14 protein-coding genes are annotated in these 22917 nt (G+C 58.8%); 7 read left to right on the top strand and 7 right to left on the bottom strand.

Annotated elements, in window-relative coordinates; genetic code table 11:
* Positions 1-159: 159 nt before the first annotated feature.
* A complete protein-coding gene (uvrA, locus tag PAB09_RS06465; protein ID WP_271035186.1) occupies positions 160-3030 on the bottom strand; it encodes an excinuclease ABC subunit UvrA in 2871 nt (956 codons plus the stop codon).
* A 1000-nt stretch (positions 3031-4030) separates the two neighbouring features.
* Between uvrA and PAB09_RS06460 the strand changes: the two genes are divergently transcribed.
* From PAB09_RS06460 to PAB09_RS06445, 4 genes are all read left to right on the top strand, one after another.
* A complete protein-coding gene (locus PAB09_RS06460) occupies positions 4031-4663 on the top strand; it encodes an MBL fold metallo-hydrolase (RefSeq protein ID WP_442873743.1) in 633 nt (210 codons plus the stop codon).
* A 304-nt stretch (positions 4664-4967) separates the two neighbouring features.
* Positions 4968-5912 (top strand): DoxX family membrane protein, encoded by a 945-nt coding sequence (locus PAB09_RS06455; RefSeq protein ID WP_271035185.1) that lies wholly within the window; start codon positions 4968-4970, stop codon positions 5910-5912.
* 587 nt (positions 5913-6499) lie between these two features.
* The gene (locus tag PAB09_RS06450) at positions 6500-8788 is read left to right on the top strand and encodes a HelD family protein (protein WP_271035298.1); all 2289 of its coding nucleotides are present in this window, start codon (positions 6500-6502) and stop codon (positions 8786-8788) included.
* Between the two features lie 233 nt (positions 8789-9021).
* Positions 9022-10062: an amidohydrolase gene (locus tag PAB09_RS06445; RefSeq protein ID WP_271035184.1), complete on the top strand. Its 1041-nt coding sequence runs from the start codon at positions 9022-9024 to the stop codon at positions 10060-10062.
* A gap of 120 nt (positions 10063-10182) precedes the next feature.
* Here PAB09_RS06445 and PAB09_RS06440 read toward each other — a convergent pair whose 3' ends face one another.
* Positions 10183-10740, bottom strand: coding sequence for a hypothetical protein (locus PAB09_RS06440; protein WP_271035183.1), 558 nt, complete (start codon positions 10738-10740; stop codon positions 10183-10185).
* Positions 10741-11945: 1205 nt separating this feature from the next.
* Here PAB09_RS06440 and PAB09_RS06435 point away from each other — a divergent pair.
* Positions 11946-12443: a VOC family protein gene (locus tag PAB09_RS06435; RefSeq protein ID WP_333780195.1), complete on the top strand. Its 498-nt coding sequence runs from the start codon at positions 11946-11948 to the stop codon at positions 12441-12443.
* Between the two features lie 411 nt (positions 12444-12854).
* Complete coding sequence (locus PAB09_RS06430) at positions 12855-13586, top strand: DUF554 domain-containing protein (RefSeq protein ID WP_333780185.1); 732 nt, start codon at positions 12855-12857, stop codon at positions 13584-13586.
* A 288-nt stretch (positions 13587-13874) separates the two neighbouring features.
* Here the strand turns inward: PAB09_RS06430 and PAB09_RS06425 are convergent, their stop codons facing one another.
* The 3 genes from PAB09_RS06425 to uvrB all read right to left on the bottom strand — a co-directional run bounded on the left by PAB09_RS06425 (position 13875) and on the right by uvrB (position 18324).
* On the bottom strand, positions 13875-14780 hold the full coding sequence (locus PAB09_RS06425) for a 3-hydroxyacyl-CoA dehydrogenase NAD-binding domain-containing protein (RefSeq protein ID WP_271035181.1): 906 nt from the start codon (positions 14778-14780) through the stop codon (positions 13875-13877).
* Between the two features lie 705 nt (positions 14781-15485).
* On the bottom strand, positions 15486-15926 hold the full coding sequence (locus PAB09_RS06420) for a universal stress protein (protein ID WP_271035180.1): 441 nt from the start codon (positions 15924-15926) through the stop codon (positions 15486-15488).
* A 274-nt stretch (positions 15927-16200) separates the two neighbouring features.
* Positions 16201-18324 (bottom strand): excinuclease ABC subunit UvrB, encoded by a 2124-nt coding sequence (gene uvrB / locus PAB09_RS06415; protein ID WP_271035179.1) that lies wholly within the window; start codon positions 18322-18324, stop codon positions 16201-16203.
* A 191-nt stretch (positions 18325-18515) separates the two neighbouring features.
* Between uvrB and PAB09_RS06410 the strand changes: the two genes are divergently transcribed.
* A protein-coding gene (locus tag PAB09_RS06410; RefSeq protein ID WP_271035178.1) for an IS3 family transposase occupies positions 18516-19714 on the top strand; the annotation gives its coding sequence in 2 pieces (ribosomal slippage) (positions 18516-18807 and positions 18807-19714; 1200 coding nt in all).
* A gap of 100 nt (positions 19715-19814) precedes the next feature.
* Here the strand turns inward: PAB09_RS06410 and coaE are convergent.
* The gene (gene coaE / locus PAB09_RS06405; RefSeq protein ID WP_271035177.1) at positions 19815-20411 is read right to left on the bottom strand and encodes a dephospho-CoA kinase; all 597 of its coding nucleotides are present in this window, start codon (positions 20409-20411) and stop codon (positions 19815-19817) included.
* 353 nt (positions 20412-20764) lie between these two features.
* Positions 20765-22792 carry a glucose PTS transporter subunit IIA gene (locus PAB09_RS06400; protein ID WP_271035176.1) on the bottom strand — a complete coding sequence of 676 codons (2028 nt, stop codon included), beginning with the start codon at positions 22790-22792 and terminating at the stop codon, positions 20765-20767.
* Positions 22793-22917 lie beyond the last annotated feature (125 nt).

Raw genomic sequence — 22917 nt, 5'->3', positions numbered from 1 at the left:
AGCGAGGGCGGCTTCGGGTGGGAAGATCTCCACTTGCGACCTGAGGGCGCGTGAAGCGCCTACAGGCGGTAGTGCTCACGACTCTATCGCATGAAACACTCGCAAAGCAAATCTGACATTCGGCAACGGTACCAACGATCGAAACGGGTGGTGCCAGGCCTATTTCCCGGCCTTCTCCTTTTTCAGGATCTCCGCGAGGAATTGGCCCGTATACGAGCCTTCCACCTTGGCCACCTGCTCCGGGGTGCCCTCGGCAACTACCGTGCCGCCGCCCGAGCCGCCCTCCGGACCCATGTCTACGATCCAGTCGGCAGCCTTGATCACGTCCAGGTTGTGCTCGATGACCAGCACCGAGTTCCCCTTGTCCACCAGACCCTGGATCACCAGCATGAGCTTGCGGATGTCCTCGAAATGCAGGCCCGTGGTCGGTTCGTCGAGGATATAGATGGTGCGACCGTTGGAGCGCTTCTGCAGCTCGGAGGCGAGCTTCACGCGTTGGGCCTCACCACCGGACAGCGTGGTGGCCGACTGCCCCAAACGGACGTAACCCAAACCGACCTCGGTCAGTGTCTTGAGGTAGCGGTGGATCGAGGTGATCGGCTCGAAGAACTCGGCGGCCTCAGAGATGGGCATGTCCAATACTTCGGCGATATTCTTGCCCTTGTAGCGCACCTCGAGGGTCTCGCGGTTATAGCGCGCGCCGTGGCAGACCTCACACGGCACATAGACGTCCGGCAGGAAGTTCATCTCGATCTTCAACGTGCCATCACCCTGGCAGGCCTCGCAGCGTCCGCCCTTGACGTTGAAGGAGAAGCGGCCTGGCCTGTAGCCGCGGACCTTCGCCTCGGTGGTCTCCGCGAACAGGGTGCGAATCTTGTCGAAAACGCCCGTGTACGTAGCCGGGTTTGAGCGCGGAGTGCGACCAATCGGCGACTGATCCACCTGCACTAGCTTGTCGAGATGCTCGGTGCCCTCGACACGCTTGGCACGCCCTGGCACTTGGCGCGCCCGGTTGAGTTTGTTGGCCAAGGTCTTAGCCAGGATCTGGTTGACCACGGTGGATTTGCCGGAACCTGACACACCGGTCACGCAGCACAGCACGCCAAGCGGAATGGTGACGTCGATGTCTTGCAGGTTATTTTCCTTGGCCCCGACAATCTTAAGCTGGCGGTCCTTATCCACCGGGCGCCGTGTCTCCGGGATACCCAGCACTTTGCGCCCAGAGAGATACGCGCCGGTCTCGGAGTTTTCGCACTCGAGGATGCCTTGTGGTTTGCCCTGGTAGACCACCTCGCCGCCGTATTCGCCGGCACCAGGGCCGATGTCAATGAGCCAGTCGGCCGCGCGGATGGTGTCCTCATCGTGTTCGACAACGATGAGCGTGTTGCCAATGTCGCACAGCCGCTCGAGGGTGGCAATCAGGCGCTGATTGTCACGCTGGTGGAGGCCAATGGAAGGCTCGTCGAGCACGTACAGCACACCGGCTAGGCCCGAACCAATCTGCGTAGCAAGGCGGATGCGCTGCGCCTCGCCGCCGGAAAGAGTGCCTGCGGCACGGTTGAGCGTGAGGTAGTTGAGTCCCACGTCGAGCAGGAATTTCAGGCGTGCCTGGATCTCCTTGAGCACCGCACCCGCGATCATTTCCTCACGCTTGCCCAGCGTTAAGGAGTTAAGGAACTCAGCCGCATCCTCCACAGACAGCTCCGAAAGCCCGGCGATGGAAAGTTCGCCTTGAGAGGAGGAGGCCAAGCGCACGGCCAAGATTTCCGGGCGCAGGCGGGTGCCGTTACAGGTGGGGCAGGCAACCTCGCGGGTGTAGGCCAGCAGGCGCTCTTTTGACCAGTCCGAGTCGGTGGCCTCCAGCTTGCGCTTGAGATAGCCCATCACGCCTTCGAAGGGCGCGCTCCAGCTGCGGATGCGACCGTAGCGATTCTTATAACGCACCGTAACCACGTCGCTGCTGCCATAGAGGAAGGCCTCGCGCTGCTTCTTGGTCAATTGCGCGAATGACGTGGTGGGGTCGATCCCCTGGGACTGCGCGAAGCCGTCGACAAGCTTTTCAAAGTAGCCGTGATTCGGGCTCGAGGTCCACGGCTGCACCGCGTTGTTAATCGGCGCGTCGACATCGGGAATGAGCAGGTCAACATCTGGCTCCGTCTTGGTGCCCAGTCCATCACAGGCCGGACAAGCACCGTAGGGCGAGTTGAAGGAGAAAGCGCGCGGCTCTAGCTCGTCGACCGCCAGCGTGTGCCCGTTGGGGCAAGACAGCTTCTCGGAGAAGCGACGCACCCGCTGCGGGTCATCCTTGTCCAGGCTGACAAACTCCAGCGCCACGACGCCATCGGCGAGTGTGAGCGCGGTTTCCACCGAGTCCGTCAGGCGCTGTTTCTGACTCTCCTTGACCTGCAAACGGTCAACCACCACGTCAATGTCGTGCTTGACCTGCTTCTTCAGCGAAGGTGGCTCACTGAGCGAGTACACCTCCCCATCGACCTGCACGCGGGAATAGCCCTGCGCCGCAAGGTCGGCGAAGAGATCCACGAATTCGCCCTTGCGCGTGCGCACCACGGGGGCCAGCACCTGAAACTTCAGTCCCTCCTGCATCGCCATCACCTGGTCGACGATTTGTTGCGGAGTCTGTCGCTCGATCTTGGCATCACATACCGGGCAGTGTGCCGTGCCCGCGCGGGAGAAAAGCAGACGCAGGTAGTCGTACACTTCGGTGATCGTGCCGACGGTGGATCGCGGATTGCGATTGGTTGATTTCTGGTCGATGGACACCGCTGGCGAAAGCCCGTCGATGAAATCAACGTCCGGCTTATCCATCTGCCCCAAGAACATACGCGCGTAGGAGCTTAAGGACTCCACGTAGCGGCGCTGCCCTTCGGCAAAGATTGTGTCGAAAGCGAGCGAGGACTTACCTGATCCGGACAGGCCGGTAAACACCACCATCGCATCGCGGGGCAGATCAATATCTACCCCTTTGAGGTTGTGCTCCCTGGCACCGCGGACCACCAAACGATCAGCCACCGAGACTCATTTCTGTCAAATGGAAAACTTTAAAACTAAATAAGGAACTTACCCAGCTTAGTGGATTCGACCCCGAAAACCGGCCTCACGGAGAATTCCCCGATTGCAGTCATCAGCCCACAAACACCTGTCACGATGACAGGCATCGACAGCTACCGACACCCACCCGGCACCGCCTTCAGGAAAAGCCACCAACAGTGACGCACGCTGTCTAGAACACGCCAAAACCCAACCGTTCCTGGATGCTTGCCGACGGTCACAGCCCGGTATGGGCCCGCGTTTTCCGCTTCCTCACCGTCATTGTCGACTGCGCGCACGACCTAGGCCGGCGGAACCAGGGTCACCGTTCCAAGACTCGAACATACCATCGAATAGTCACGCAGTCATCAACAAGCAGCCTTCACCGCCCAGTTTCACTTAAACTTCACTGCACCTACCCTGCAGCGCTGCCTTGAGCATGGAAACTTCACGAAGAGGGAAGAATTCCTGCCTTGCGTGCCCGGCATAAGCAACACTGGGCACCTACGGTGCTGGTGCCGTCGGAAAGCAAAGGAAAGACGACGGTGACTCAAGTGAGAGCCCCTACGCGCAGCGATTTCACATGGGCGGGCACGAACAGCAAAACGAAAGGCGTGCACAAAAAACAACGCGAAACTCAATGAAACAAGGCAACACAGACGCATGCAAGCGATACATGCATACAGCGATACATAGATGCACTGTATTTCACTAATTTTCTTACACCCCTCGAGCACGTTTTACCTATTGCCCCTTAAGCACGCTTCGATCCACCCGCTGGCACAGAAACGGTTACTCTCGGAGCAAACGCCCTCACAACGATGGAGCGATGGGACGAATCGGGCACGCATCGATCGCGAACACGCCACCGGTGTATCACTGATTGTGCCGACCCTAGGCCCTATCCCTCGATCCTTGTTGGCACATCATGTTCCGAATCACTTTTCTCAAGGAGCTGCACGCGATGAGTACTGAAGAAAACATGCAAAGTGAATCCACACCGGCGGCTGGTGCGCAGACACCGCTGCGGATGGTACACACCTCGGTCTCGAGCTTTGACAACAACTGTTACCTGCTTTGTTGCGGCAACGAGGGCTTGCTGGTGGATGCAGCCGACGACGCGCTCGGGTTGCTCAAGCTCGCAGAAGACGAGGGCGTGAAGATTACGGCCGTGCTGACCACGCACCGTCACCATGATCACGTGCGGGCACTCAAAGAGGTCTTGCACCACACCGGTGCCACCCACTACGCGCCCTTCCTGGACTCCCCCGCGCTACCTGCGCCAGTGGATGTGGAACTGCACTACGAAGATTCGATTTCTTTCGCCGGACATACGCTGCCGGTGATCATCCTGCGTGGACACACGCCCGGAGGAGCCTGCCTCGTTGCGGACATCGACGGGGTCACCAACCTCTTTGTCGGCGACAGCCTGTTCCCCGGCGGATTGGGGAAAACCAATACTGAAGGAGACTTTGAACGGCTCTTTAACGATGTCACGCATTTCGTCTTCGACGAATTCCCGGATGAAACCATCGTATGGCCCGGGCATGGAAAGCCCACCACGCTCGGCGCGGAACGCCCCCACCTGCGGGAATGGTGGGATCGCAAGTGGTAATAAGAAACGAGGGAACATCCACTGCTCAGTGTGGGAACCGCATCACATGCCCGCGCCTTCGCAGCCTTGCACCCCGCCCGCCCGCATGGGGTGAAAAGAGGTTGATCCCCGGAGCCTGTCTTTAAAACGTAGGTACCATTGAGAAATAGGCGCACTGCCACGTCGCGTGTGTACCGCACCACCACGAGCAATGGAGTCGGATGCACTGATCTGCTCGTCGGCGCGGCCTTTGGGCCACGCATCCAGCGGGGCGACGTTGTGTCCAGTGATCCGCACAGCACCAAACTCACAAGGAGTGATTTCAATGATTCGCAAGGTGGCACGCCCGATGCTCGCCTCGGTTTACATCGCCGACGGCGCAGACACCGTTATCAATTCGCAGGCCCATGTCGAAGGCACCCAGGCGGTGCTCAAGAAGGTCCGCACCATTTTGCCCCGCAAATATGCAAAGAACCTCCCGAAGGATGCCGAGCAGGTCACTCGCGCGGTCGGTGCTGCAAAGATCGGCGCCGGCTCGATGCTGGCACTTGGCAAGGCACCGCGCACCTCCGCGTCGGCGCTTGCGCTTCTTGCGGTACCGACCATGCTCGCCCGCCACGCATTCTGGGAGACCCAGGACAAGGAAGAAAAGGTTGCCCGCAAGCAGGGCTTCCTCACCAGCGTTGCCCTGCTGGGTGGCCTAGCCATCACCAGTGTGGACACTAATGGCAAGCCGAGCGTGTCGTGGCGCGCAAAGAAGGCCGCGAAGAAGGCCAACAAGCAGCTTCAGCAAGCTCTGCCCACCGCAAACGAGCAGGAAAAGCTCGTTGGTGCTGCCGCGGCATCGGCCAGCTCCTTTGCCTCGGACGCCAAGGACTGGTTCGAGGACGCCGGCGAAAAGGTGGCCGCCTACGCTGACCGCGTGGCCGAGTACTACGAGGACAACAAGGACGACGTTGCAGACCAGGCGCGGTCCGCTCGATCAACCCTGGCCAAGGTTGCTGATTCCGCAACCTCCGCTCTCGTCGACACTGGCCTCGAATGGCTGGAGGCAGCCAAGGACAACTCTAAGACCGGCCGCAAGAAGGCCGTCAAGACTGCAGTGAAGACCCAGGCAAAGGCAGCCAGCGCGCTTGCCGCAGCTGAGGTGGCCACCGGGCGCAAAGCCCACAAGGCAGCCAAGAAGGCCAGCAAGCTGGAAGCACGCGCCGAAAAGGCGTTGAAGAAGGCAAAGAAGAAGGTCGACAAGAAGTTGGCCCAGTACCTCTAAACCGCTTGCGCAGCGCCAACTCCACAATGAAGCGCTGGGTTGTGAACCACAACGGTGCATGACCCAGCGCTTTTTGCTACCCATGCCTCGAGCAAGCGGGCAATAAGCACCTGCGCACCCACGCCGCCGGGCGGCGTCAGTGCGCAGAAAGGCGACTTCGCCGATTCCGCGCGGTACAAACAATGCTTGGGTGCGCGTAAATCTCCCTCGCCCCTGCCTTGACGGCGGGGGTACAATTGGCAATCTTGGTTTGCGAACGCGGCTGCACACTGCTGATCCCGCATGCCGGTTGCGGTATGCACTGCTTGGTGATGTCGGGCACCCACGACGCCAAGATTCTGGGAAACCGCAAGGTAGCAACAACTGTGTGCTATCAGTCGCCTGCGTTGCCTCACTGCCGCCACGGCGGGGTGAGAGGTCTGTGTTTCGCACCGCCTGACTACGTTGACTTCATGAGAAAGGGACCGCCACGGGTTATGTCTTCACAAACGCAACGTGCGCTGCAGGAGTCAATCGCTCGACCCGACACAGGGGATGGTGAATCGGCCAACGCGCGGCAGATTCAGGCCGAGCAATCCTATGTTGACATGCTTTTCGATAAGCTCGACGACGAGGTCACCGCGGCCAATGAGCGGCTGCGCCACGTCATGCTGCGCGTCGATCCGGCGAACCCCGACGCCGAGGCCCTGGTGGAACGCGAGACGGAGTACCACGGACTCAACGAGAAGATCGACCGCCTCAACCTCGCCCAGCTCGGTCTCGTTTTCGGCCGCATCGACGTGGAAGTCAACGAACCTGGCTTGATTGACAATCCAGTTCCCGGACGAAGCGGCCTTGATCGCCGCTACATCGGACGCATGGGTCTCGATGATCGCGAGGACAACTACCGGACTCTCCTTCTGGACTGGCGCGCACCGATGGCTCGCCCCTTCTATTTGGCAACCACCGCCCAGCCGGAAGACGTGGTCGTGCGCCGCCACATCCGTACCACCGGAAGAAAAGTCACCGGCATCGACGACGAGGTACTTCAAGACCGCTCAGGGACTCCAGCCAATGCCGAGCTGGCGCCAAGCGCCGTCGGGGTGGCAAGCGAAGGGGCCCTGCTCACTGCGCTCAACGCAGCTCGCACGGGACACATGGGATCCATCGTGGAGACCATCCAGCGCGAGCAGGATGAGATTATCCGCGACGAAACCCGCGGGGTCATGGTAGTCGAAGGCGGTCCGGGCACCGGCAAGACCGCGGTCGCACTGCACCGCATCGCCTATCTTCTCTACACCTGGCGCGAGAAACTAGCTAAGACCGGTGTCCTCATCTTGGGGCCCAACCGCACCTTCCTCGAGTACATCTCCCACGTCTTGCCCGAATTGGGCGAAACCGGGGTCGTGCTTTCCACCGTCGGCGACCTCTTCCCGGGCGTTTCCGCCACCCTGAACGATTCTCTTCTGACAAGGGAGATTAAGGGCTCAGAGGAAATGGTTACCATCCTGGCGCGCGCCGTGGCTTCCTACCAGTGCCTACCGGAGGAGGAACGCGAAATCGTAGTGGATTCGATTCGACTGCGCGTCGATCCCCGCACGATCAAGACTGCCCGCACCCGTGCCCGACGCGCGCACCGCCCGCACAACCACGCGCAGTCGCTGTTTCGGGAATCCCTCGTCGACCAGTTGGCTAAGCAGATGGCCACGATTATTGGCACCGATCCCCTGGGGGGACAAAACCTGCTTTCGGCCGGTGATGTGGCGCAGCTGCACGATGATGTGGCCGAGGATCCCATCATCGATGAGCTCGTGGAGGAATTCTGGCCCCTGCTTGATCCTCGCATCGTGCTTCACGATCTTGTGACAAACCCAGCGGCCATCGCCGATGTTGCCTTCGATTATGACGAGGAGACCCAGGCGGCGCTGCTGCGAGATGAGGAGAACGTGGCCTCACTCGACCCGGACTCCTACGAGTTTTCGGCCGCCGACGCCGCGCTGCTTGACGAGCTAGCTGTGCTCATTGGGCTCGATGATCCAGAGGCGGAAGCGTGGGCCGAGCGCCAGCGATGGCGGCGCCAAATCGATGAGGCCCAGGACGCGCTCGATGTGCTGTCGAGTTCAGGAAACACCGACCTGGATGACGAATCCGACGCGGAAATCCTTTCTGCCTTTGACGTCATTGACGCCGAGCAGCTGGCCCAGCGACAGCAGGAACGCGACATTCGTTCCACCGCGCAGCGCGCCCGCGAGGACTACACCTGGGCATATGGCCACGTCATCATCGACGAGGCCCAGGAGCTTACGCCTATGGAATGGCGGATGGTCATGCGTCGGTGCCCCTCGCGCTGGATGACGATCGTGGGCGATACCTCCCAAACCTCGTCGCCCGCCGGGGTGGATTCCTGGGAGGAAACGCTCGAGCCGTTCGTCGGCAAGCGCTTCCGCACCCATCAACTAACGATCAACTACCGCACGCCGGAGGAGGTCATGGAGGTGGCCAATAGGGTGCAGGCCCTTTTTGCCCCTCAGGTAACCCCTTCGACGTCGATGCGCACATCCGGGGTTCCGGTTTCTTTGCTTTCCGACGCCAAGGTGCGCGATCCCGAAGCATTGAAGCAGCTTGTGGCGGATGCTTTTGCCAAGCTTCAGTCCGAGCATCCGGACCGGCTGTGTGCGATCATCGCCTCCGAGACCCAAGCCAGCCTCCTACACAACCTCCCGGGGGTCAAGGGCGTCAACGAGATCAAGGGCCTCGAGTTTGACCACGTCATCGTGGTCGAGCCGCTGGCGATTATCGAGGATTCCCCGCAGGGCTGGCAGGACCTCTTTGTGGCACTTACCCGGGCCACCCAAACCCTGACGGTGGTGGGCGAGCTACCGCACGCACGTACATAAATTGTCTATGAGCCCACAGCGTGGGCCGGAGTGCATGAAAGAAGCTCCACGATGAGTGATTCGAAAGCATGGGACGCAATCCTTGCTGACTATGACGAGCACAGCCAGTGGTTGCATAACCTCAACTAGGATCTGCACCGCCACCCCGAATTATCCATGCAGGAAAGCTGGACTCAGGAAGAATTGCTGATGAGATTCGAGCTCTCGGGCTCCAGCCGATTCTCATCGGCGAGATGGGCGTCGCGGTGGTTGTTGAAAATGGCGCTGGGAAAACTCTGCTCGCCCGCGCCGACTTCGATGGGTTGCCGGTGACGGAAGATACCGGACTCGAATATTCCTCCGAGACTGCCGGGGTGATGCATGCCTGCGGTCATGACATGCACGTTACCGCGCTGCTCGGTGCGGTGTGCTTGCTCAATAGCCACGGTGATGCGTGGACGGGTACCTACATCGCGTTGTTCCAACCAGGTGAGGAAACCGCGGCCGGGGCGCGCGCACTCATCGATGCGGGTCTGAAGCGCCTCATTCCCACCCCGGATGCGGCCTATGCCCAGCACATCGGACCCGGCCCAGCAAACGTGGTTGCCTTCCGCGAGAGACCAACGTTGTCGGCCGGCGACTCTATTAAGGTCACGGTTTTTGGTGCGGGATCCCATGCCTCAACCCCACACTTGGCTGTCGATCCCGTCGTGCTGGCGGCGCACATCGCCGTGCGGTTGCAGTCCATCGTCTCGCGTCAAGTCTCGCCCCAGGACTTCTCGGTGGTCACCGTTGGTGCGATCCACGCGGGCAGTAAGTCCAATGTGATCCCCGATAGGGCCGAGCTGCTGCTGAACCTGCTCCACTATGACGAAGGCGTGCGCGAAAGAGTCATCCAAGCAGTGGAAAAGACGGTGCTCAATGAGTGCGAGATCGCCGGCAGCCCGGTCCCACCGACTTTCGAGTATTACGATCAATTCCCGCTCACGAGCAACGATGCCACCTTGGCACAATCTTTGCGCCCCAGTTTCGAAGCGGCCTTCGGTGAGAATTTCCACCTTGCTCCCATCGGCCAAGCCAGCGAGGATTTCTCAGTCATTCCCGACGCTTTCGGGGTTGGCTATCTGTACGCCTTCATCGGCTCGGTTGATCCTGCCGAATTCGAGGCAGGAACCAAAGCAGGCACAGCCTTTCCCGGCAACCACTCCCCCCAGTATGCCCCGGCCATTGAACCAACCTGCCGGGCCGCCACCAAGGCGCAGATCGTTGCAGCTACAGGCTTGTTGGGTAAATAACTCTTTTATCCAGCGAGCAACAAAAGCATGGACGAAGCCCCAGGAAGGGGCGGATTTCTATCCTCTTCCTGGGGCTTTAGGTCTGAAGAGCGGACGCGCACGCGCTACGACCGCGCGCTCTTATAGCAGGGTGCTGCACGTCGGGCTGGTGAAAGCAAAGTTCTTCAGGCTAAGGTTTGGGCCGTCTGTAAAGGTACCGGTAATCGTGTGGGTGCCCTTGCCAACCTTGGCGAAGTACAGACCTGCGTACTTGTCAGCACCGACTGGAAGGCCCGGCAGCTGCGATACAGGTACGCCAGCGGCAACCTCATCGACACTCTCGCTCGCAACTTCGGCGCCATCGATGGATACCGACCATACGGTACCCACTACCGGCTGTCCTTCCTTCCAGTTAGCCAGTGCCACGGTGCAGCTATCGAGCCCCGTTGGAATGACCTTGTAGTACAGTCCGTCCTCCACGTCACCACCAGTGAAGGGGAATTCCTTGGCTTGGACGTCCTCGCCGAAAGCCTGACCGACGATCGCTGAGGAACCTGACAGGTCAAAACCACCGTTTTCCGTGGAAGAGGTGTTACCTAAGCCAACTGCCGCGAGAATGGCGAGAACGACACCGAACAGGGCGCCGAGGCCTTGGGACAGTCCTGGAATCTGCTCGAGGAAACTGAAGTCAAGTTTCATGGTTTTCCTTGTCTATGAGGGATGAGGTCAGAGATAGTTCCTCCTGCGAAACTACCAGTTGCCAATTTATTCTTCCCAGGAGGAACCTATTTGTCATCCCAGTATTGAAGGTTTACCCCAATACTGGTGTGAAAATTGTGCATATTGCCACCAACTGTTGTCTGCTGTGGCCATATTCATTTTTCAAGCCCTCCCACAGACGCGAAATTCTCACACCCTCGTCCGTCCGCGCATGCACATAAAAAAGGGGCTGTAAAACTTAATACCTCCCAAGCTAGAACACCAGATCCCGTCGCGGCAGCACACCGGCATCACCACTGGATGCTCACCATCACTAGAGGCGATCGCGCGACGGCGGGGCGCTCTTGGGGAACTCTTCTGCCTTTCCAGCAGAGTTCTTGTCGTTGCCTGCGACCTTGATAGCCTCATTCGACGTGAAAAGTTAATACCTAGGGGCGTGGGTTTTCTGTATTCAGGACAACATGGTCGACGGGGTCGCGGGGTTAATACCCAGGGGCGTGGGCTTTCCCCTCTCCTTCAGGGGCCGAAAACTATGTGGATTGCACCACACACTTTCATTCAATTGCCCCTAACTGCAGCCATTGTTTGTGGGCAGAGAGTGGACAATTGCTCACAGGTTCAACACTTTGTCGAGGACTCAAGGGGCTTGAATGAAAATATCCTGTTCCTAAGGACTAAGGGCAGGCGTCTTGCGGACATCAATCCGGACACCTCAACTCGTGATGCCATCAGTTCAGCCTCGAGGAGCTAGCGCGTCCTCGGGAAAAACAAGAAGCCACGATTGATAAGTACACTTGGGGCCTATGAATGATTAGTCACATGGCCACGATCACGCGCCCACTTTCGCGCCGGTGCCCTGCCTATGGATTGCAGGCAAGGCCGCCGAAGCGGCCAAGTAATATGCCGACATATTTCGGGATGCAAGCTTCGTTTACAACGGCGTTACCGCAGAGGTCACTATCCACGGTGGCAGGCTCGTTGTCTTAGGCGCGGACGACACCTACTCCCCTAATCCCGCCATCAGCGGATTGCTCAACTTCGATCCGCTCGCCTTTGGCGGCGAGGAGGCTGCCCGCGCCTACCTTGAGCACTGCCACGATCTGCTCGCTGAAGGTGGTGAGCTCATGCCACTTGGCGAGTATCCCCTTCAGCAAGTACTACGCGTGGGTGCGTGACCGCTATGGATTCACCTGGCAGCTCATGCTCACCGATCCAGCCGGGGAACCGGCGCCCTTTTTCATTCCAGCACTCATGTTTGGCGGCCCAACCACGGCAACTGCCTTCCTGCCACCGAGGCTTATATTTCGCTTTTCGACGGCCACCGGCCGCTACTGCGAGTCTATGAAGAAGACGGCATGTTGGAAAAGGGATCGGTTGAGTTCACCAATTTCGTTCTGGGTGGTCGGTGGTTCGCCGCAATGGCCTCCGGGGTCTTCCATGACTTCACCTTCTCCCTCGGCGTTTCGTTAATCCTTTCGGTACCGGTTCAAACATTGATCGATCACCACCGGGCTGAGCTTTCCGCTTATCCCGAGGCCGAGCGCTGTGGATGGCGCAAGGATCGGTGGGGCGTATCTTGGCAAATCCTTCCCGACAACCTAGGTTCGCTGCTGCAGGACGAGGGTTTCCGAAGCGCTTTTATGTCAATGGGAAAAATTCAAATCGACACCCGAACCGAGTAAAACCACCCCGCAATTACCATCACCGCCACGTGGTTCAGGCAAGATGTTTAATGCACGGTTGCACCAGGACCGAATTCGGCGAAAGCGGCTGTTTCCGATCTATTGAGCCTCGACTCGTGCGCAACAGAAGGTGGGATAACCCGCACGCTTTGGCAAGCGGGGCTTGCTTCCAGGCTTTGACAGCTTGCGGCAACGAGGCCTTGAAAGTTTCAATCACTTGGAGCGCCCGAGTCGGCTGGATACTCATGGGCTGCCGTCCCCACCGGGGTCTTACTCGGTGAACTGATCGATGAGATCGAGGATCGCTTGGATGTCTCCGTGCAGACAGTGGTGTTGGACGAGTTCGTTATTGCTATCAATGCGTTTGCCCCACCGTGGCAGTGCCGCTGATAGCTATTCGGGGAGGATTGCATGCCTGGTATGGGCACGCTTCTCAACGCCTGTGCCATAGCCGTGGCGGGGGTCTTGGGAGTATTGTTTCGGCGCATTTTGAAGCCTCAGTATCAGGATTCGATAATTAAAGCTTCCGGCGTGAGCGTGATCTTCTTGGGCGCGGCAGGGACCTTATCAAAGATGCTTACCCTTAATGCTTCGGGCACCGCTCTGGAAGTAACTGGTGCGCTCTTGATGATCTTGTCGCTGATCCTTGGCGCTCTCGTCGGCGAGATTGTCGACATTGACAAAGGCTTTGTGCATTTCGGCGTTTGGCTTAAGCGAAAAACCGGCAGCTCCAAGGACCCGCACTTTGTCGACGCCTTCGTCACCGCATCCCTGACCGTTTGCGTTGGCGCAATGGCCATCATCGGCGCACTTGAGGACGGGCTTCGTGGCGACATCTCCGTTCTGGCCGCGAAATCTCTGCTCGACTTCTTCATCATCGTGATGATGGCGGCCTCTCTGGGGCGCGGCGCAGGTTTCGCCGCCATCCCCGTCCTTCTTTTACAAGGAAGCGTGACCCTGCTGGCCAGGCTGGTTGAGCCCATCATGACCGCCACCGTTGTCGATAACATCTCGCTGGTAGGAAATGTGCTCATCGCCTGCGTGGGTGTGAATTTGTTGTGGCCCAGTACAATCAAGGTGGCCAATCTCTTGCCGGCCTTGCTCTTTGCCATCGGGTTCAGCTACATCCCAACACTTGCTTAACGCCCTTTAAAACATCAGGTGTGGCGAAGGGTCGTTCGGAAAAATTGCCACCTGCTGCAACCAACAGTAGGTGGCGGTGCGCGATTGATGCGGAAAACGCACGGGAGGGCGCGGCCCATGACACGTCGGCAAGCATGCCCCCTTCATGGGGACCTCGACGGGGAAGCTGCTACGGACGTTGAGGTCGCAGCGCCGATGCTGAATGATGGGGGCGCGAGACACGGGTACGGCGCTGAAGCCGCCCCGCGCCGATGATCAAAAATCGTCTCCTCGTGCCGAGCAGCGCTGCTAGATGAGGTTGTTCCAGTCCTCAACGGGGCCTAGCCGCTTGCCCTCGGCGTCATAGTAGTAGAAACCCCGACCGTCTGCGCGACCCGAGAAGCCCTTGGCCATCGAATCCTTGAGCCACTGAGCGAACTTTGCCTGGCTTTCCTGCCCGCTGTTCATAGCAATATTCGAGGCCACGTTGAATCCGACGGTGTCATAGACCGCGAAGGGAGCCAGATCAGAATTGGTGGCAATTTGCCATGCCTTGTCGATCTCGCCCGGCGTGCCGACGCCGTTGATGAATAGCTCCGAGGCCGCATGCAGCCATGGGATGAGCAGGGAATTGAGGAAATAGCCAGGAACCTCCTTGCGTACCCGCAAAGGAACCATTCCGGTCTCTTCGGCATAGCGCACGGCATCATCAAGCGCTTCCGGTGCAGTCTTCGCCGTACCCATGATCTCAGCGGTGTTTTGCAGCCACACGCGGTTGGCATAGTGGATGGCCAAGAAACGCTCGGGGTGGCCGGTCGATTCAGCGAAGCTACTCGGCAGCAGCGACGAGGTGTTGGTAGCCAGCAATGCCCGATCGGCAACCAGGGCACCGACCTTCTCCCAGGTCTGCTTCTTCAGATCCAGATTCTCCGGCACTGCCTCGATGACGATGTCCGTATCCCCGACGGCCTCGGCAAGATCGGTGGTGGGGATGACCCGCGCGATTGCCTCGTTGAAGAGCTCATCGTTGAAGTCAGGCAGATCCTGCAGATAGCCCTGGCGGATGAACTCCCAGCGCTTGGGAAGGCTATCCACCGCCTCCTGGAATGCGTCATAGGCAAAGACCTTCTTGCCGTTCCAAGCCGCTTGCATGGCGATTTGGGAGCCCAACACACCAGTACCCAAAACGGTTACGGTGTTAAATTCGCGTGCCATTTCAATCCTCCTTACTTAGGGACTTCCGCCCGCTTTCTCAGGTTTCATTACTTGCACAAAATGCCCCTCAAATGCACAGATAGGGCTTGTGTAGCTTTTCCTCACAGCGTGGGAAGTAGGTATCTCTCACTTGCTTCTAACCTGCACGGTACGCCGAAATTCCCCCACCACGCCACTGCTAGTTGACATGACCACATCATTATGGTTTGACCACATCTTCACGCAGGTCAGAGCCTTGTGATTTTTATTCACGGTACCCTATTTTGAGTTCAATCGCACGCAATTCCACAGAAAGGGCAACCAGCGGATGTCGTTTATGTCCGGCTTGCGCCGCGGGTGGCCTAGCCAACCGAGGAGCGGTGCGGTCACACGACCATGAGCGCCACCAACTGCGGCAGGACAGAAAATGCGGCCATCGCGGGCAAGCTGAATGCCGCGACGAGGCATACCCTGCACTAGCGAGGCTTATCATCATGTCACTGCGTACCTGAGAGGCCGCCCGAGAGGTGGCGGGAACAGCATCCTGCGGCATCGCGGAGGCCACCACCAGCGCGGACGAACACCGCAGGTTCCACCCATCAACGGAACAGTTCGCGGGGAATGTCGAGCTCGGCTAGCCAGAAGGGACGGCACGGCTTTGGGCAGCAAAAACTCCCCATGGCCACCGTCACGCGGCGGCCTGGGGAGCAGATGAGCTGGTATGCCTTAATTCACTGTGTGAACGATCATCACGTCGCAGTCCGACTGGCGGGCGACATCTGCCGGCACGGAGCCCAGCAGGCGCCCGGTCAGCGAGTTGATACCACGATTGCCGACAACCAAGAGGTCAGCGTTGTAATCGTTAACGATGGACATCAAAGCCTCAACCGGGGTGCCTGGGCGAATCTGAGTCTCGATCTTGGTTGCACCAAGGTTACGGGCATGCTCGGCAGCCTTGTCCAGATTCTGCTGAGCCGGATCGGTGCCAAGCACGGTGATGGAATCCTGGCGCAAAGTCTTGGAGGCGTCCTCCTTGTTCTCGTAATAGGCACACCCAACCACCAAGGTTGCGTCAAAAGCCGCAGCGATCCGAGCTGCACGATCAACTGCGAGCAGAGAAGACTTGGAGCCGTCGGTGCCGACGACGATGGTTGCGTAGTCGCTCATATGTACCTTCTGAACCTTCCGTGGGGAAATAATGGTGACAAACCGAGATGAATGTATAGGCGTTGTGAACGCGGGCTTAGGCTTGCGCGTTCTCAGCATTACTGGCCAGTCTAACAACTTCCCCGGCCTTGTTCACTAAATAACGACTGTGTGATTGTAACGAAAGACAATTGAGTTTTAGCTGGGTCACAGAAACCCGAAAACATGCAGGTCATTGCCCATGGCATCAGCGGAAACTTATTCGGAGCTAAGCCCGGAACTTGCCCGAGCAATATTAGTTTGCACCCACTTCTTTCATCGCACGCAGTTCCTTCTTGAGATCGATAATTTCATCACGAAGCCGGCCCGCAAGCTCAAACTTGAGTTCTCGTGCGGCCTCGCCCATCTGCGACGTTAGGTCGTCGATAAGCTTTTCAAGCTCCTTGACTGGCATGCCAGCCGTATCAGGGCGATCGACAACCGCGGTATCGCTTCGAGCCGACGAACCTGCACCGGAGTGCGTAGCTCCTGCCAATTCCCCATGTTCCTCGTTGACCTGATCGAGAATGTCCGCGATCTTCTTGCGCAGCGGCTGCGGGTCAATCCCGTGCTCCTTGTTATAGGCGATCTGCTTCTCGCGGCGACGCTCGGTCTCATCGATGGCATAGGCCATGGAATCGGTGATCTTGTCCGCGTACATAATCACCTCACCCGAGACGTTACGGGCCGCTCGACCGATTGTCTGGATGAGCGAGGTTGTCGAGCGCAGGAAGCCCTCCTTGTCGGCATCGAGGATCGCCACCAGGGAGACCTCCGGCAAGTCGAGGCCCTCGCGCAGGAGGTTGATGCCCACCAGCACGTCATACTCGCCCAACCGCAATTGGCGAAGCAGCTCCACTCGTTGGAGGGTGTCGATGTCCGAGTGGAGGTATCGCACCCTGATGCCATTGTCGAGCAGGTAGTCGGTGAGATCCTCGGCCATCTTCTTGGTCAAGGTGGTAACCAGGACTCGCTCCTGCTTCGCCGTGCGCTCGCGGATCTCGTGGATGAGGTCATCGATCTGCCCCTTGGTGGGCTTGACCGTGACCTTCGGGTCCACCAGCCCAGTCGGGCGAATGACCTGTTCGACGAATTCACCGCCGGAGGCGGCAAGCTCATAGTTGCCGGGTGTGGCCGACAAATAGACGGTCTGGCCGACCCGCTGCTCGAATTCTTCCCAGGTCAGCGGGCGGTTATCCAATGCAGAGGGAAGGCGGAAGCCGAATTCCACCAGGTTGCGCTTGCGTGACATATCGCCCTCGAACATGCCACCGATCTGGGGCACCGTCACGTGGGACTCGTCGATAATGGTGAGAAAGTCCTCGGGGAAATAATCCAGCAGCGTCGCAGGTGCGCTGCCCGCCGGGCGCCCGTCGAGGTGGCGCGAGTAGTTCTCGATGCCCGAACAAAAGCCCACCTGCTCGATCATCTCCAGATCGTATTCGGTACGCATCCGAAGGCGCTGCGCCTCGAGCAGCTTGCCTCGGTTTTCCAGATCGGCCAAGCGCTCGGCGAGTTCGGCCTTGATGTCCTCCACGGCCTTTGCCATGCGCTCGGGTCCTGCCACGTAGTGGGTCGCCGGGAAGATCCGGATCTCATCGACCCTACGCACCACGTCCCCGGTCAGCGGGTGAATGTAGTAGAGGGAATCGACCTCATCACCGAAGAACTCCACCCGAACGGCCAACTCCTCGTAGGCCGGGATGATATCCACCGTGTCCCCTTTCACCCGGAAGGCACCACGGGTAAAGCCGATATCGTTTCGGTCATACTGGATATCGACCAGCAGTCGCAGGAAGCGGTCGCGTTCGATCTCCTCGCCGACCCGCAAGACCACCGAACGGTCGAGGTAGGACTGCGGGGTGCCCAGGCCGTAGATGCATGACACGGAGCTCACCACAACCACGTCCCGCCGCGAGAGCAGCGAGCTCGTTGCCCGGTGCCGCAAACGCTCCACATCATCGTTGATGGAGGAGTCCTTCTCAATGTAGGTATCCGTCTGTGCGATGTAGGCTTCCGGCTGGTAGTAGTCGTAGTAGGAAACGAAGTATTCCACCGCATTGTTGGGCAGCAGCTGGCGCAGCTCATTGGCCAACTGCGCAGCCAGCGTCTTGTTTGGCGCCATGACCAGTGTAGGGCGTTGCTGCTTTTCGATCAGCCATGCCGCCGTCGCGGACTTTCCTGTGCCTGTGGCACCAAGCAAGACGATGTCCTGTTCTCCCCTATTGAGCCGTTCATCCAGCTCCTTGATCGCCTGCGGCTGGTCTCCGGCAGGCTCGTATTCGGAGATGACCTCGAATCGCCCCTCGGTGCGTTCGATCTCAGAGACTGGGCGAAACTCGGATACTGGAAGTTCAGGGTGTTCTGCAGCAAAAGCCATGACTCCATCCTACCGACCACACCACAACACGCCGGCATGCGAATCAGCCATGCTATGAGTGCACACTTCGTACGCTTGCGGCGCGGATCTCGGCGCGTTCTTCATCCGCCTGCTCGTTTTTTGGACCTGACCCCCGTTTGGTAGACACCTAACATCCCAACAATCTGGGACTGAAAGGTAATCTCCACACCATGCCAAGCAAGACCTACACAGAGGAGTTCAAACGCGACGCCGTCGCGCTCTACGAGAACTCCCCGGGCGCCTCGATTCAAACCATCGCCGCAGATCTCGGGATCAACCGCGCTACCCTACATAACTGGCTGAAGAAGTACGGGACGGGAGTCCGGAGCAAAGCCACCACGAAGGCATCCATGTCGATGTCGGTGACCGAAGCCGAACGGATCAGACAGCTGGAACGCCAAGTTAAACGCTTGCAAGAAGAACGTGACATCCTGCGGAAAGCTGCGACATATTTCGCGGAAGAGACGAACTGGTGATCCGCTTCCGGTTCGTTGATGACGCCCAGAAAAACCATTCGGTCAAGCGGTTATGTGAGGTCCTGGAGCTCAACAGGTCCTCGTATTACAAATGGAAAAACAGCAGTTCAACTCGTAGAAAACGTCTCATGTCCGATGCGATCCTCGGTGCTCGGGTCAAGACGGTCTTCACCGCCGAACGCGGTTGTTATGGTGCGAAACGGATCACGGCTGAACTCAAAGACCAGGATGATCAGACTCCTGTGAACCACAAGCGGATCGCACGGATCATGAAGTCCTTGAAGCTTTTCGGATACACGAAGAAACGCAAGGTCACCACCACCGTCTCGAATCAAAAGACCCCGGTGTTTCCTGACCTGGTGGGCCGGAAATTCACCGCCGACAAGCCTAACCAGCTCTATGTCGGCGACATTACCTATCTGCCGATCGCGGATGGGTCGAATATGTACCTGGCCACGGTCATTGACTGCTATTCCCGCAGGCTGGTGGGGTTTTCTATCGCGGACCACATGCGCACGAGCTTGGTCCAGGATGCGCTGACCATGGCTAAGGGCCAGCGCGGGAGCCTTGCGGGTTCGATTTTCCACTCGGACCACGGCAGTGTTTATACGTCGAACGCGTTCCAGGACACCTGCAAAAAGTTGGGGATCAGGCAGTCGATGGGATCAGTTGGTACCAGTGCAGATAACGCGTTGGCGGAGTCCTTCAACGCGGCCCTGAAGAGAGAAGTCCTTCAAGATTCCAGGACCTTTGCCAACCAGTTGATCTGCCGCCGGGATGTCTTCCGCTGGTGCACCAGGTATAACACCACTCGCCGGCATTCCTGGTGTAAATATCTCACTCCTGCAGTGTTTGAGGAACGCGGCCCTGCTATCCTGAAATCTGCTTCCTGATTAAATCCTCTGTGTCTACTATCCGGGGGTCGGGCCCTTTTGCTTGCCGACGTTCACCCGACCGCAGGCAATCAAGTTTCAAGGAGTGCGCAGGCGCCGTCTATAGTTCTTCGAGCAGCTTCCACAGGCGATCGACCTGTGGTGTCAGAGCCTGCTCATCGGCGTTGTTATCGACGACGAAGTCGGCCGCAGCAATCCGTACGTGGTCGGGCACCTGGGCCGCGATGCGTCGGCGGGCATCGGCCTCGTCGAGCCCGCGGAACTTAACGAGCCGACGCACACGCGTTTCCGGATCCACATCCACCACGATGACAAAGTCCATGTTCTCGTGATAACCGTTATCCACCAGCAACGGCATATCCCACACCGCGAAGGGATAGCCTTGGGCTTGTGCCCCATCGAAGAGCTGGGCCGTACGCTGTTCGATGCGCGGGTGCGTGATCGCATTCAGGCGTGCGGTGGCTTCTGGGGTGGCAAAGGCCCGTTCCGCCAAGGCGGCGCGATTGAGGGTGCCATCCGGCTGCAGAATCTCCGTGCCAAATTCCTTCGCGAGCTCCTCAAGCGCAGGCTGCCCCGGTGCAACGATCTCTCGAGCGATCTGGTCCGCATCAATGACGGGCGCGCCCTTTTTGGCCAACATGCGGGCCACCGTTGACTTGCCGCTGCCGATTCCGCCTGTAAGTCCAACACGCTTCATAGCTACCGATGCTAGCAACCACCTCGCCGTCGCGGTGGGAGATTGTCCCCCTGCCTCCCCTCCTTCAAACAGGTATCCCTCGCGTTATCCATCACCCTTGATGTCTGCGTGTCCCCTTTCCATGCAATCCTTGCGCGCACTGCGCCAGCTCGCCCTGCCGCCTTGGGCCGACAAGCAGTCCGTCGAAGAGCGGACCTCATTTCGTCGGCACGCAAAAACGCCCTCCTCGTAGCAACGTTGTACTACATGGGGGGCGTTGGCCAAGTGACAAGCAAGCTGGGTGACTGCCTATGCCTTCCCGCGCTTCTGGGTGTCAGCGCGGGAGTGTGAATTCACTTTGCTTGCGGGTGCCTTTAGGCGCTTGGCGCGGTGGTGGTGATGACCTCGGTGTCGAACCCTGCGACGGCAGCCGGGTGGCCTTCGACGCTGGCGAACTTAGAAGTATTGGTCACCAGAACCGGGGTGATGAGGTTGTAGCCCTTCGAGCGGATGAACTTCGGATCGAAAGTAATCAGCTTCTCTCCGGCCTCAACATGCTGCTTCTTTGCAACATGAACCTCGAATCCCTCACCGCCGAGCTGGACGGTATCGATGCCGATGTGGATGAGCAACTCGATGCCATTATCCAAGCGCAGGCCGACGGCGTGGCCGGACTTTTGGACCGTAAGGATGGTGGCAGGGGCCGGTGCTACGACGGTGGTGCCGGTCGGTTGGATGGCCACACCCTGGCCCAGCTTGGCACCAGCGAAGATGGGATCCGGAACATCGGCGAGTGCGACGGCCTCGCCCTCCAGCGGGCTCGTCAACGTGGTGACGGCACCGGCTTCAAGGGCGGTCTTAGCCGGAGCTGCGACGGCAGTGGCGACACCAGAAGCAGCGGCAGGAGCAGCAGCTGCGGGAGCCGACACAACCGGGGAAACCTCTTCCTCAGTCTGGCGGGCAGCAGCGAGGTTAGCCAAAACCTCGGCCTTTTCTTCCTTACCGCGGTAGTCGAAGAAGACAACCAAGAAGAAGGAGGTGAAGAAGGCGACAGCGATACCGATGGCGTAGCCGCCCATCGGATCCATGGCAGGAATGGTCAGCAACGAGGTGAAGACGAAGGCGTTGGCCTTGACGTCGAAAATGCCCATCACGACACCGCCGAGGAAACAGCCTGGCAGCAGGCGCATGTAGGTCTTCTTAAAGCGCAGCAAGACGCCGTAGAGGGAAGGCTCGGAGATACCGCCGAGCAGACCAGCGAGCAGACCACCGAGGGAGACCTGACGCATCTGGGTATTGCCCTCGCGCATAGAGACAAACATGACGCCGCCGACGACGCCGAAGCAGGCGAAGTTCCATGCACCCATGGGGCCCTGGATGAAGTCGTAGCCCAAGGTGGCGAGGTTTTGAACCATGATGGCGTTCAGCGGCCAGTGCAGACCCAGCGGCACCAGGAATGGGTACAGCATCGGGATGATGATTGCCAGAATAAACGGGCTGAAGTTGTTCACAGCCTCAAGGAAGGCGGAGATACCGTTACCGATTCCGATACCGAATGGGCCCAGCAGGAATGCGGTCAGCGGAATCATGACCAGCAGCGAGAAGAATGGCACGAACACCATCTGCACTGCTTCAGGGATGATCTTCTTTAGCCCCTTCTCAACCCAGTACAGGCCGATGGCCGACAGCAGCGGTGGGAAAACCTGTCCGCCGTAGCTGTTGAGGACCAGTGGCAGACCAAAGGCGTTGACAACGTCGCCAGCCTCACCCATCGACAAGAACTCAGGCGTCAACAGGGCCGCAGGGATTGCAGCGCCGACCCATTCGTTCGCACCCAATTTACGAGCTGCGGTTGCACCGATCATGACCGGCAGGAAGTAGAACACCGAACGCCACATGGCGTGCAGCAGCTGGTACGTTGCCGGCTGCTCTTCCATCGGCGCACGGAAGTCCTGCCAACCGAAGGTGTCGGCCAGAACCAACATGGTGATGATCAAGGAGGCACCGAGCAGGGCCCACAGGATCGGGCGGAAGGTATCAGACAGGAACTCGAAGCAGTAGTCCACCCAGGAGTACTTGCCGCGCACTCCGCCGTAGTCCTTCTTGTTGGACTTCGGGGCCTTGTCATCGCTGCCGGACTTGTCCCCCATGCCCGGAAGCTTGATGATTTCCTGGTAGTAGTTGGCGACGCCGCCGCCCATCACGACCTGAAGGCCGGTGGAACCCTGCGGAACAACGCCAAGAACGTCCGTGTTGGAATCGAGTGCAGTCTGATCAGCCTTGGACTGATCGTTCAGTTGAAAACGAAGTCGAGTTGCGCAGTGGGTAAGCGACGCAACGTTGTCTGCGCCACCGACCTTATCCAAGATGAACTCAGATGTTTGCGCGACGGATGTCGCCATGAGTCGACCTTTCTAGTTTGTAATACTTTACATTCCGCCTTTGTGGATGCAGTCACACTCAAATTCCACTCGGCAGCCTGTCACAATCTTATGTGCATTTGAATAGAAATCCAAGCCAAAAACAA

This window comes from Corynebacterium sp. SCR221107 (genome assembly GCF_027886475.1).
Classification (GTDB): Bacteria; Actinomycetota; Actinomycetes; order Mycobacteriales; family Mycobacteriaceae; genus Corynebacterium.
This window is presented reverse-complemented; position numbering and strand designations above follow the sequence as displayed.